The 13,249-nt window shown below is 64.4% G+C and carries 8 protein-coding genes; 4 read left to right on the top strand and 4 right to left on the bottom strand.

What is annotated here, in order from left to right:
• Positions 1–11 precede the first annotated feature (11 nt).
• On the top strand, positions 12–1,841 hold the full coding sequence (gene typA, locus LB577_RS13100) for a translational GTPase TypA (protein ID WP_224687002.1): 1,830 nt from the start codon (positions 12–14) through the stop codon (positions 1,839–1,841).
• A 58-nt stretch (positions 1,842–1,899) separates the two neighbouring features.
• Here the strand turns inward: typA and LB577_RS13095 are convergent, their stop codons facing one another.
• Entirely contained in the window at positions 1,900–2,526 is a 627-nt protein-coding gene (locus LB577_RS13095; protein WP_224687001.1) for a DUF1062 domain-containing protein, read from the bottom strand.
• A 422-nt stretch (positions 2,527–2,948) separates the two neighbouring features.
• Between LB577_RS13095 and LB577_RS13090 the strand changes: the two genes are divergently transcribed.
• Positions 2,949–3,563: a LysE family translocator gene (locus tag LB577_RS13090; protein WP_023766016.1), complete on the top strand. Its 615-nt coding sequence runs from the start codon at positions 2,949–2,951 to the stop codon at positions 3,561–3,563.
• A 9-nt stretch (positions 3,564–3,572) separates the two neighbouring features.
• Here LB577_RS13090 and LB577_RS13085 read toward each other — a convergent pair whose 3' ends face one another.
• Both LB577_RS13085 and LB577_RS13080 read right to left on the bottom strand, forming a co-directional pair.
• Complete coding sequence (locus tag LB577_RS13085) at positions 3,573–3,899, bottom strand: hypothetical protein (RefSeq protein WP_023766017.1); 327 nt, start codon at positions 3,897–3,899, stop codon at positions 3,573–3,575.
• Positions 3,900–4,035: 136 nt separating this feature from the next.
• Entirely contained in the window at positions 4,036–4,599 is a 564-nt protein-coding gene (locus LB577_RS13080) for a peroxidase-related enzyme (RefSeq protein ID WP_224687000.1), read from the bottom strand.
• 152 nt (positions 4,600–4,751) lie between these two features.
• Between LB577_RS13080 and LB577_RS13075 the strand changes: the two genes are divergently transcribed.
• Together LB577_RS13075 and LB577_RS13070 are read left to right on the top strand one after the other, a co-directional pair.
• Positions 4,752–9,542 carry an NAD-glutamate dehydrogenase gene (locus LB577_RS13075; protein WP_224686999.1) on the top strand — a complete coding sequence of 1,597 codons (4,791 nt, stop codon included), beginning with the start codon at positions 4,752–4,754 and terminating at the stop codon, positions 9,540–9,542.
• Between the two features lie 401 nt (positions 9,543–9,943).
• Positions 9,944–11,320 (top strand): MFS transporter, encoded by a 1,377-nt coding sequence (locus LB577_RS13070; RefSeq protein ID WP_224686998.1) that lies wholly within the window; start codon positions 9,944–9,946, stop codon positions 11,318–11,320.
• A 168-nt stretch (positions 11,321–11,488) separates the two neighbouring features.
• Here LB577_RS13070 and purH read toward each other — a convergent pair whose 3' ends face one another.
• Entirely contained in the window at positions 11,489–13,105 is a 1,617-nt protein-coding gene (purH, locus tag LB577_RS13065) for a bifunctional phosphoribosylaminoimidazolecarboxamide formyltransferase/IMP cyclohydrolase (RefSeq protein WP_224686997.1), read from the bottom strand.
• Positions 13,106–13,249 lie beyond the last annotated feature (144 nt).

Genomic DNA, 13,249 nt, shown 5'->3' with positions numbered 1-13,249 from the left:
GAGATCAGAACATGAAACTCCGTAATATCGCGATTATCGCGCACGTCGACCATGGAAAGACCACCCTGGTCGACCAGCTTTTGAAGCAGTCCGGCTCGTTCCGCGACAACCAGCGCGTCGCCGAACGCGCCATGGATTCCAACGACCTCGAAAAGGAACGCGGCATCACCATCCTGGCCAAGGCGACCTCGGTCGACTGGAAGGATACGCGCATCAACATCGTCGACACGCCCGGACATGCCGATTTCGGCGGTGAGGTCGAGCGCATCCTGTCGATGGTGGATTCGGCCATCGTGCTGGTCGACGCCGCCGAGGGCCCGATGCCGCAGACCAAGTTCGTGGTCGGCAAGGCGCTCAAGGTCGGCTTGAAGCCGATCGTCGTCATCAACAAGATCGACCGGCCGGACGCCCGCCATGTCGAGGTCGTCAACGAGGTGTTCGACCTGTTCGCGGCCCTCGACGCCACCGACGAGCAGCTCGACTTCCCGATCCTCTATGGTTCGGGCCGCGACGGCTGGGTCTCGGAAAATCCGGAAGGCCCCAAGGACCAGCAGCTTGCGCCGCTGTTCGATCTCGTGATCAAGCATGTGCCGGCGCCGACCGTTCATCCCGGCCCGTTCCGCATGATCGGCACCATCCTGGAAGCCAATCCCTTCCTTGGCCGCATCATCACCGGCCGCATCGAGAGCGGCACGCTGAAGTCGAACCAGGCGGTCAAGGTGCTGCACAATGACGGCACGCAGATCGAAACCGGCCGCATTTCCAAGATCCTGGCCTTCCGTGGCCTCGAGCGCCAGCCGATCGAAGAAGCGCAGGCAGGCGACATCGTCGCCATCGCCGGCCTGTCCAAGGGCACGGTCGCCGACACGTTCTGCGACCTGGCGGTGACCGAGGCGCTGCATGCGCAGCCGATCGATCCGCCGACCGTGACCATGTCCTTCCTGGTCAATGACAGCCCGCTCGCCGGCACCGAAGGCGACAAGGTGACCAGCCGCGTCATCCGCGACCGCCTGCTGCGCGAAGCCGAAGGCAATGTCGCGCTGAAGATCGAGGAATCGCCCGCCAAGGATTCGTTCTTCGTCTCCGGCCGCGGCGAATTGCAACTCGCCGTGCTGATCGAGACGATGCGCCGCGAAGGCTTTGAGATCGCCGTGTCGCGTCCGCGCGTCGTCATGCAGAAGGGCGAGAACGGCGAATTGCTGGAGCCGGTCGAGGAAGTGGTCATCGACGTCGACGAGGAACATGCCGGCGTGGTGGTGCAGAAGATGTCGGAGCGCAAGGCCGAGATGGTCGAGCTGCGCCCGTCCGGCGGCAACCGCCAGCGCATCGTCTTCCACGCGCCGACGCGCGGCCTGATCGGCTACCAGTCGGAACTGTTGACCGATACGCGCGGCACCGCCGTGATGAACCGCCTGTTCCATGCCTATGAGCCCTACAAGGGCGAACTGCCGGGCCGCACCAACGGCGTGTTGATCTCCAACGAGCAGGGCGAGTCCGTGGCCTACGCCATGTGGAACCTGGAAGACCGCGGCCCGATGGTCATCGATCCGGGCGTCAAGGTCTATCAGGGCATGATCATCGGCATCCACTCCAGGGACAACGACCTCGAAGTCAACGTGCTGAAGGGCAAGAAGCTGACCAACATCCGCGCCGCCGGCAAGGACGAGGCGGTCAAGCTCACCCCGCCGATCCGCATGACGCTGGAACGCGCGCTGGCCTGGATCCAGGACGACGAGCTGGTCGAGGTGACGCCGAAGACCATTCGCCTGCGCAAGCTCTATCTCGACCCGAACGAGCGCAAGCGCTTCGAGAAGTCGGCCAAGGTGGTCGGCGCGGCGTAATATTCTGGTTCCTTACATAAAAAGGGGCGGAGCACGGGATGCTCCGCCCCTTTTTCATTCAACCGCCGGCTGCCGAGATGATGGCTTCGCGGTCGGGTTCACCCGCCAGATCGATCAGTACGAACGCTCCCTCGCGAGCCGGTCTGCGCAGGGCTTTGGCCCCGTCCGGCTTTACAGCCAGCAATCGCCTCTCTTCCAGGCTCTGAAGCCGCGACCGCGAGATGCCGAGTTCGTTGGCAAGCAGGCGGTCGAGGCGGAGCGATATCGGCATTTCCAGCCCAAGCCTGAGTTCCAGCGCTGTCGCGCTTTCGCTTGTCTCCCCAACCAGATGCCTTTGCACGGCGACATCGGGAAACTCCTCGACACGTCCTACCTGATTGCGCAGAGCGGAGACGTTGAAGGCATGGCGCCGGGCCAGCCCCGGATCATTGCTTTCGAGCGCCTGCAGCAGTTCCGGGTCGATGTCGCGGCGGTTGCAGCGTTCGAAAATGCCGAAGTTCCAGGAATTGTCGCAATCGACGCAGCGATAGATCAGCCACACGTCGATGCGCTTGCCGTTGGCGTTGACGCGGAATTTTTCGCTGCAGCGATACGCCTTCACGCCGCCGCAGCGATTGCAGTTGACCAGGGGTCGAGGAGCGATTGCGGGCGCGATCGCCCAGTGGATACGCACAGTGCCGGACATGCCGATAAGCCCTTCCCGTCGGGAAGTTCATCAGGTCGGCAATATCGAGATGCCCATGCGGGCGCGGCGTGGCGATAGGCTGCGGAGATCGTGAAGTCAGGTGTCGCTGGCGGAAAGCGCGCGACAGCGGTTCAGCAGTGCCAAACCGGTCTCGAACAGCCGCCAGAGGAACACATGAAAATGAAACCAGCACCGCGAATGCGGCGCCATGCAGGTGTGTCGGGGGAGTTGACGAGACCGGCGGTTACGTAGGCAAAGTGAAGCTCAAAAATTGTTTCGCGGCGGTTCTTCTAGCCGCGGGACGCGGAGCCGGCAAGGGATCGCGAGCATGGAGGCCTGAGCTGCCGACCGATTACCTTGTCTTTGCCAATGCTGCTGTTGCTGGTTAGTGTGGCAGTCAAACCTCAGTCCGAGTCCTTGCCATGCATCTCACCTCGCTGCTCATTTTCGCCGCCGCCCTGTTTGTCGCTGCCGGCTCACCCGGCCCCTCGATCGCGGCTCTGGTCGCGCGGGTCATCTCGAAGGGCTTTCGCGACGTGTTCCCGTTCCTGCTCGCCATGTGGATCGGCGAGGGCATCTGGCTATCGCTGGCGGTGTTCGGGCTGGCCGTCGTGGCGCAGACCTTCCATTTCGCCTTCGTCGTGGTGAAGTGGGTCGGAGTAGCCTATCTCGCGTACCTCGCCTGGAAAATGTGGACCGCACCTGTCGACGCCAAGGAAGGCGAGATGCCGCGCGAGGATTCTCCGGTGAAGCTGTTCTTCGCCGGCATGGCGGTGACGCTCGGCAACCCCAAGATCATGATGTTCTACCTGGCGCTGCTGCCGACCATCATCGACCTGGCCTCGGTCAGCATCGTCGGCTGGGTCGAGCTGACGGCGACCATGGCCGTGGTGCTCATTGCCATCGATCTCGCCTGGGTGCTCGCCGCCTCGCAGGCGCGCAAGCTGCTGAAGAGCAAGCGCGCCATGAAGATCGCCAACCGCATCAGCGCCACGACGATGGCCGGCGCCGCCGCGGCCATCGCGGCGCGGTCCTGAACCGGCGCGTCAACCCATAATATTGAGGATCGGCGCGATCTCGACGTTGCAGTTCGGCTCCATCAGGATCGGACAATCCTTGGCTTTGCTGGTGGCGTCGTCGATGTCTTTCGCCTCGATGATCGAATAGCCGCCGGTCGGGTTGCTGCCGCCATTGTTCTCGACCTTGCCGCCGGGCAGGACGGTTTTCGACATGCCAACCGGATTGCCACGGTCGACCACAGCCGAGCCAAGTTTTCCGAACCAGCCCGTCCAGCTGTCCGTCAACGCCTTTAGATCGGCCTCGGTCGCCGGCATCTTGCCGGAACCGTGATAGACGTAGAGAAATTTCGCCATGTTCTCCTCCCTTCATCAGCGGCATCGAACCGGCATGCGGTCACGCCGCGCGCCGATCATCGGACCAAACGGGCAAACAATCAACGAAGATGAGGGATAGCTGATATAAGGCGGGCAGGATTCCGGCCGCCGCGCCTCACCTTGCCATGGCGTGGTATTCGTCGTTCGGCCGCATGTCGATCGCCGCCGCCACGCGGTTCGACATGTTGAAGAAGGCAGCGGTCGAGGCGATGTCCCATGTGTCGCGATCGGTGAAGCCGGCGTCGCGCAGCGCTGCCCGATCAGCCTCGACGATCTTTGCCGGCTGTTCGGTCAGCTTGACGGCGAATTCGAGCATTGCGGTCTGCCTGGGCGAAAGATCGGCGGCGCGGAAATTCATCACCATCATCTCGCCGAGCGCCGGGTCGCCGGACAGCTGGCGCACCGCTGCGCCATGCGCGGTCAGGCAATAATAGCAATGGTTGATGGAGGAGACGGCGACCGCGATCATCTCGCGCTCCAGCTTCGACAGGCCAGACTCGCCCAGCATCAGATCGTTGTACATGTCGGTGAAGGCGCGCAGTTTCTTGTCGTCGAAAGCGTAGGCCTTGAGCACGTTGGGAACGAGGCCGAGCTTCTCCTCGCATTTGGCGAAATAGGCTTTTGTCGGCTCGCTCAACTCTTCGGGAGCCAGATCAAGCGCCGAAATTTTGCCGTTCATTGGTCATCTCTCCACCCTGGATGATGGCTTGCCGCCGAATTCCGACAATTGGAATTCCGATAATTCTTGGCAAGCCGTCAAACCTTTGTCGCCAAACAGCGGTCATCTGCTACCATAGTCTCAAAAGCATGCGACGGGAGGCAAGAAGCACCATGGCCAGCGTGAAAACCGCAGCTAAGTCGAAAAAGAAGGCAACAGCGGCGGCGAAAACGGAGGAAAGGCCAGCCAGGCTTGCCGATTACCTGCTTGCCCGCGCGCCGGCCGAAGATATCGCCGCCTATGAAGTGGCCGACCTCGAACGCGCCGCCGACCTCGCCGGTCAGGCGGTCGCCGGCCACAAGAAGGGTGAATGCGTCGTCGCCGTCGCGGCCGATTCGGGTGTGTTCCGCGAAGGCCGCCCGGTCACGGTGATCACCGTCGTCAACGACAACATGCCGTTCCTGTTCGATTCCATCCTCGGCGAGGTCACGGAAACCGCCGGCGAGCCGAGCCTGGTCACCCACCCGGTCATCACGGTTCGCCACGGCAAGGGCGGAGTGGAAGAGATCCTCGGCGATGGCAATTTCGCCAAGGACGACGGCAGCCACGATCGGCTGAGTGTGATCCACGTTCATATTCCACGGGTGACGGTCGAAGCTGCGAGCGGCTTGACCGAGCGGCTGCGCAAGATGCTCGGCCAGGTTCACGCCGCCGTCCACGACTGGAAGCCGATGCTGGCCCGGCTCGACCAGGCGATCTCGGAGTTTCGCTATTCGGCGGTGCCGCTCGACAAGAAGAGCGTTGCCGAGGCGATCGCTTTCCTGGAGTGGCTGCGCGACGACAATTTCACCTTCCTCGGCATGCGCGAATTCAAATACACCGGCGGCGAGGAAAGCGGCACGCTGGAGCGCGCCGACAAGGCCGGCCTCGGCATCCTGACGGATCCCGACGTCCTGGTGCTCAGGCGCGGCACCGAAGCGGTGACGACGACACCGGAAATCCGCGCCTTCCTGCACGGGCCGGAGCCGCTGATCGTCACCAAGGCCAATGCCAAGTCGCTGGTGCACCGCCGCATCTATCTCGATTACATCGGCATCAAGACCTACACCGCCAAGGGCGCGTTGGCGGGCGAACTGCGCATCGTCGGCCTGTTCACCTCGACCGCCTACACGCGCTCGGTGATGAAGATTCCCTATCTCAGGTCCAAGGCCGAAACCATCATCGCCAAGTCCGGCTTCGACCGCCACGATCATTCCGGCAAGGCACTCATCAACGTGCTGGAAAGCTATCCGCGCGACGAACTGTTCCAGGTGCCGGTGCCGATCCTGAGAAAGCACGCCGCGGCCATTCTCGGCCTGGTCGAGCGGCCGCGGGTGCGGGCGCTGGTGCGTGCCGACCAGTTCGACCGCTTCGTCTCGATCCTCGTCTTCGTGCCGCGCGACCGCTACGACAGTGTCGTGCGCGAGAAGATCGGCGCCTATCTGAAAACCGTTTTCGAGGGCCGGCTGTCGGCCTATTACCCGGCCTTCCCGGAAGGCGGCCTGGCGCGCGTGCATTTCATCATCGGCCGCTCCGGCGGCAAGACGCCGAAAGTCGAGCAGGCGACGATCGAGGCGGCGATCCGAGACATCGTGCGGACCTGGGAGGATGCCCTTTCCGACGCGGCGGATGCCCATGGCGGGGACCAGGCGCTGAAGACAATCGCCGCGAGGCTGCCGGAGAGCTATCGCGAATCGTTCAGCGCGGCGGAGGCATTGGTCGATGCCGGGCGCATCGCCAAGATCGGCGCCGACAATCCGATCGCCATCGACTACTACCGCCATGCCGAGCAGAAGCCGCATCAGGCGGCGCTGAAGATTTTTCACCATGCCAGCCCGGTGGCGCTGTCGCGGCGGGTTCCGCTGCTGGAAAACATCGGCTTTCGCGTCATCAGCGAGCGCACCTTCGAGGTTGGTGACGAGCAGTCCGGCCGGGTCTTCATCCACGACATGGAGTTGGAGAACAGCTATGGCAAGCCGATCGACCTCGGCAATGGCGGCGCGTTGTTCGAGGACGCGTTCCTGTCGGTGTGGCGCGGCGATGTCGACAATGACGGTTATAACGGCCTTGCTCAGACCGCCGGCCTGTGGTCCGGCGAAATCACGATCCTGCGCGCCTATGGCCGCTATCTGCAGCAGGTCGGCATTCCGCAAAGCCAGGACTTCATCGCCGCGGCACTGAACCGCTATCCCGACATCGCGCGCGGCTTGCATGCGCTGTTCATCGCCCGGCTTGGCCCGACCGCCCAGGGCGAAGGCATGGTGGCGGCCAAGCATCTCAAGGCCAAGATCAAGGATGCGCTCGAAGATGTGCCCAACATCGATGACGACACCATCATTCGCCGCTACCTCAATCTGATCGAAGCCTCACTGCGCACCAATCATTTCGTTGCCGATACGAAAGAGAAAGGCCGGTCGCTGGCGATCAAGCTCGACTCGCAGGCGGTCGAGGGGCTGCCGGCGCCACGGCCGTGGCGGGAGATCTTCGTCTACGGTTCCGAGGTCGAGGGCCTGCATCTGCGCTTCGGCCCGGTGGCGCGCGGCGGCTTGCGCTGGTCTGACCGCGCCCAGGACTATCGCACCGAGGTGCTCGGCCTGGTCAAGGCGCAGCAGGTCAAGAACGCCGTCATCGTGCCGGTCGGCGCCAAGGGTGGTTTCTATCCCAAAAAACTGCCGATGAGCGCCGGGCGTGACGCGATCTTCGAGGCCGGCACGTCGGCCTACAAGAATTTCGTCTCCAGCCTTTTGTCGATCACCGACAATATCGGGCTGGACGGCGTCATTCCGCCGGCCGGCGTCGTCAGGCGCGATCAGGACGATCCGTATTTCGTCGTCGCCGCCGACAAGGGCACGGCGACCTTCTCCGACACCGCCAACGCGATCTCCGAGAAACACGGCTTCTGGCTCGACGACGCCTTCGCCAGCGGCGGCTCGGCCGGCTATGACCACAAGAAGATGGGCATCACCGCCAAAGGCGCCTGGGAAGCGGTCAAGCGACATTTCCGCGAGATCAACCGCGATATCCAGACGTCGCCCTTCACCGTCGTCGGTGTCGGCGACATGTCGGGTGACGTGTTCGGCAACGGCATGCTGCTATCGCCGAAGACAAGGCTGATCGCCGCCTTCGACCATCGCGACATCTTCATCGATCCGGACCCGGACATGGCGGCCTCGATGGCCGAGCGCGAGCGCATGTTCGCTCTCGCCCGCTCGTCCTGGCAGGACTACGACAAGAGCAAGCTTTCGGAAGGCGGCATCATCGTCTCGCGCAACCAGAAGTCGATCACCTTGCCGGCGGCATCGGCGGCGGCGATCGGCTTGTCCAAGACGACCGCCACGCCGGTCGAGATCATGACCGCCATCCTCAAGGCGCCGGTCGATCTGTTGTGGTTCGGCGGCATCGGCACCTATCTGCGGGCATCGACCGAAACCAATGCCGAGGTCGGCGACCGCGCCAACGATGCCGTCCGCATCACGGCACTTGACGTTCGTGCCAAGGTGATCGGCGAGGGCGCCAATCTCGGTGTCACGCAGCGGGCGCGCATCGAGTTCGGCATGAATGGCGGCCGCTGCAATTCCGACGCCATCGACAATTCGGGCGGCGTCAACTGCTCCGACGTCGAGGTCAACATCAAGATCGCGTTGGCGTCGGCCATGCGCAAAGGATCGCTGACGCGTCCGGCGCGCAACAAGCTGCTGGCCGAGATGACCGGCGAGGTCGGCTCGCTGGTGCTGTCGAACAACTACCAGCAGACGCTGGCGCTTTCGATCGCGCGCAAGCGGGGGCTCGCCGACATCGCGCATCAGGCGCGGTTCATGACCGCGCTCGAGGCACGCGGCCTGCTCGACCGTGCCGTCGAGACGCTGCCGTCGCCGGCAGCGCTTGCCGAGCGCGAGGCGCGCGGCGAGCCGCTGACCCGGGCGGAGCTCGGCGTGCTGCTCGCCTATGCCAAGATCGTGCTGTTTTCCGACATCGTCGCCAGCGACGTGCCTGATGATGCGCATTTCGACCGCGACCTGATGGGTTATTTCCCGGACCGGATGGGCAAGAAATACGCCGCCGAGATCCACGGCCATAGGCTGCGCCGCGAGATCATTGCCCGTGTCGTCGCCAACGACCTGGTCAATCGCGGCGGCCCGTCCTTCGTCAACCGGCTACAGGAAGCGACGGGCCGCACCGCCGCCGACGTGGTGCGCACCTTCGCGGTGGTGCGCGACGGCTTTGCGCTGCCGGCGCTCTATCGCGAGATCGACGCGCTCGACAGCCAGATCGACGGCCAGGTGCAACTCGATCTCTACCAGATGGTCAGCCGGCTGATCTATGTGACCAGCGGCTGGTATCTGAAGAACGATGCCGGCACGGCGCCGCTCGGTCAGCGCATCGCCGAGCTGCAGGAAGCGCGCAAGGCGCTCGAGCCGAAACTCGTTTCGCTGCTGCCGGCGTTTTCACGTGAGCGGATCGAGGAGAAGCGGCACGGGCTATTCAAGGCCGGCGCGCCGGAACGATTGGCCGGGCAGTTGGCGCTGAGCGAGGTGGCGGAACTCATCCCCGACATCGCCCTGACCGCGCGCACCGCTGGTGCCGACATCGTCGCCGCTGCCAAGGCGTTCTTCGCCGTCAGCGACGCCTTCCGCATCCCGCGTGTCGAGGACGCCGCACGCTCGATCACACCTTCGGACTATTATGACCAACTCGCTCTGTCCCGTGCCACCGACACGATCGGCGCGTCGCGTCGCGGCATCGCGGTGGCGGCGCTCACCGGCCATGCCGATACGGCGGATCCGGTGGCGGCCTGGCTTGAAGCCGGCGGCGAGCGGGTGGCGCGCATCCGCGAGCGTTTGCAGGCGCTGACCGAAGGCGGCGACATAACCGTGTCGCGGCTGTCGGTGGCGTCGGGACTGATGAGCGATCTGACGGGGATGTGAGGCCGATAGCGTGCATAGCAGCTTGGCGCATGCATTGTTATGCCGCGCTGGTCGACCCCCACTCCGTCTCGGCTTCGCCGAGCCACCTCTCCCCCGATCGACGGGGCAGAGGAAAGGCGCCAAGCTCTTTGCCGTCAACGCGCGTCCAGCAACGCTCCTTTCCTTTCCCTCCGGAGGGGGGAAAGGTGGCGCTGCGAAGCAGCGACGGATTGGGGGAACCACGTGGCAATCAAGCCTCGGCCGATCAGTCACGCTAATCACACAAGATGTGCGCATAGCGCAGCTTTCGTGGGGGTACGGAACCCAGGAGCAATGAACGGCAGCTGGACGCTTGTCATTTGCGCGGTCATGAAAAACATGCAGACATGGCGCCCGACACGGGCGCGGCCGGGGGAATCATCATGGCGGTAGAAACAGTGCAGCGTGCGTCGGGACGCGGCATCTGGGGATGGATGTTCTTCGACTGGGCGGCGCAGCCGTTCTTCACGGTCGTCACCACCTTCATCTTCGGTCCCTATTTCGTTTCGCGCATGGCTGGTGATCCCAACACCGGCCAGGCTGTCTGGGGCTACGGCATCGCCGCCGCCGGGCTGGTCATCGCGGTGCTGTCGCCGATCCTCGGCTCGATCGCCGACCAGACCGGGCCGCGCAAGCCGTGGATCGCCTTCTTCGCCGCGATCAAGATCACCAGCCTTATCCTGCTGTGGTTCGCGGCGCCCGGCTCGAACCTGTTCCTGGTCGTGGCGCTGTTCTCGCTGGCTTCCGTGGCTGCCGAGTTCTCGACCGTATTCAATGATTCCATGATGCCGCGGCTGGTGCCGAAGAGCGAGATCGGCCGCATCTCCAACATCGCCTGGGGCCTCGGCTATCTCGGCGGCATGATCGCGCTGATCTTCGTCGTCACCTGCCTGGCCGGTTCGCCGGAGACCGGCAAGACGATCATCGGCATCGACCCGCTGTTCGGGCTCGACCCGAAGCTCGGCGAAGACGCCAGGGCCACCGGGCCGCTATCGGCCGGCTGGTATTTCCTGTTCATCCTGCCGATGTTTTTCTTCACGCCGGACGCCATCAAGGGCATTCCGATCGGGCCAGCGGTGCGTGAAGGGCTGTTGGAGCTGAAATCGACCCTGGCCGAGGTGCGCAAGCGCGGCGGCATCTTCCGCTTCCTCGTCGCCCGCATGATCTACCAGGACGGCGTCAACGCCTTGCTGGCGCTCGGCGGCACGTTCGCGGCAGGCATGTTCCACTGGTCGATCACCGAGATCGGCATGTTCGGCATCATCCTCAACGTCGTCGCCATCTTCGGCTGCTGGGTCGCCGCACGGCTGGACACCGCGCTCGGCTCAAAGGCCGTGGTGATGATTGCGCTGGTCATGCTGTCGGTCGCCACCATCGGTGTCGTCTCGACCGGTCCGGGCTTCACGCTGCTCGGCCTGATCCAGCTGCCGACCACCGATTCCGGCGGGCTGTTCGGCACGGCGGCGGAGAAGGCCTACATCCTGTACGGCCTGCTCATCGGACTGGCTTTCGGGCCGGTGCAGGCGTCGTCGCGTTCCTATATGGCGCGCAGCGTCACGGCCGCCGAATCCGGCCGCTATTTCGGCATCTACGCGCTGGCCGGCCGCGCGACCAGTTTCCTGGCGCCGTTCCTGGTGGCGACGATCACCGCGGTGAGCGACTCCGCCCGGCTCGGCATGGCGGTGATCATCCTGTTCCTGGCTATAGGCATGGCGATCCTGCTCAGGACGCCGTATCCGGCGGATCGGCCGGTGGAATAGCGCCTCTTCCTTCTCCCCTTGCGGGAGAAGGTGGCCGAGCGAAGCTCGGTCGGATGAGGGGTGCGCCAGGGAACGCCAACGCCTCACTCCGCTGGAACACCCCTCAACCGTCTCGGCGCTGTCGCGCCGATCCACCTTCTCCCGCAAGGGGAGAAGGAAAAAGGTGCTTCAATGCCTGAAGTGCCTGACGCCCGTGAACACCATGGCGATGCCATGCTTATCGGCGGCGGCGATGACGTCGTCGTCGCGCATCGAACCGCCGGGCTGGATCACCGCCGTGGCACCGGCTTCGATGGCTGACAGCAAACCGTCGGCGAAGGGGAAGAAGGCGTCGGAGGCGACGACCGAGCCCTTGGTCAGTGGCTCCGCCATGCCGGCTGCTTCGGCCGCGTCGAGCGCCTTGCGGGCGGCGATGCGCGAGGAATCGACGCGGCTCATCTGGCCCGCGCCGATGCCGACGGTGGCGCCGTCCTTGGCGTAGACGATGGCATTCGACTTGATGTGCTTGGCGACGCGGAAGGCGAATTTGAGGTCGGCCATTTCGGCCGGCGTCGGCGCGCGCTTCGTCACCACCTTCAACTCGAGCTCGTCGACCACGGCATTGTCGCGGCCTTGGACCAGCATGCCGCCGGCAACCGACTTGACCGTCGTGCCAGGCGAGCGCGGGTCGGGCAGGCCACCTGTGACCAGCAGGCGCAGGTTCTTCTTCGCGGCGACGATCGCCGCCGCCTCGTCGGTTGCGCCGGGCGCGATGATCACCTCGGTGAAGGTTTTCACGATCTCCTCGGCCGCCTCGGCGTCGAGGGTGCGATTGAGAGCGACGATGCCGCCGAAGGCCGAGACCGGGTCGCAGGCCAGCGCCTTGGCATAGGCGGCTTTCAGCGAGGCGCCCTCGGCGACGCCGCACGGGTTGGCATGCTTGATGATCGCCACGGCGGCGGAGCGGCCGGGATCGAATTCGCCGGCCAGTTCGAAGGCGGCGTCGGTGTCGTTGATGTTGTTGTAAGACAGCTGCTTGCCCTGCAGCTGGCGCGCCGTGGCGACGCCCGGCCGCTTGTCGCCATTGACGTAGAAGCCGGCGCCCTGGTGCGGGTTTTCGCCATAGCGCATCACCTCGGTCAGCCTGCCGCCGAAGGCGCGCCAGGTCGGATGCTCGATGTCGAGCGCTTCGGCAAACCAGCCGGAGATCGCCGCGTCGTAGCTGGCGGTGCGGGCAAAGGCCTTGGCGGCCAGCTTCTTGCGGAAGTCCAGCGACAGCGAGCCGATGTTCATCTCCAGCGCATTCAGCACCGAGGCGTAGTCGCCAGGATCGGTGACGATGGCGACATAGGCGTGGTTCTTGGCCGAGGCGCGGATCATCGCCGGGCCGCCGATGTCGATGTTCTCGACGATCGCGGCATAGTCGGCGCCGGAGCGGCGCACCTCCTCGAACGGATAGAGATTGGAGACGACGAGATCGATCGGCTCGATGCCGTATTTGTGCATCGCCGCCGAATGTTCGGGGTCGTCGCGCACGCCAAGCAGCGCGCCATGCACGGATGGATGCAGCGTCTTGACGCGGCCATCCATGATCTCGGGAAAGCCGGTGAGCTCGGAAACGTCGCGCACCGTCATGCCGGCCTCGGCGATCGCCTTGGCGGTGCCGCCGGTCGAGACCAGTTCGACGCCGGCCGAAGCCAATCCCCTGGCGAAGTCGATCAGGCCGGTCTTGTCGAAAACGGAGAGCAGGGCACGGCGGACGGGAACGAGGTCCGGTGCGGGAATGTTCTTGGCGGCGACGGCCATGGGCTGGCGGCCTTTCACGGCTGGAGGGGCAAGCCCGCGCCCTAGCACATGATTTCAGGAAATCAAACCGGCGGTCGGGTTTTGACGCAATTCACAAGGGAAAGCGCTGCGCGCTTTTCCCGGAAAAACCGCTTCACACTTTCC

Source organism: Mesorhizobium sp. B283B1A, from assembly GCF_020165735.1.
Classification (GTDB): Bacteria; Pseudomonadota; Alphaproteobacteria; order Rhizobiales; family Rhizobiaceae; genus Mesorhizobium; species Mesorhizobium opportunistum.
The sequence above is the reverse complement of the archived record's forward strand: the minus strand, read 5'-3'. Positions and strand labels throughout refer to the sequence as shown.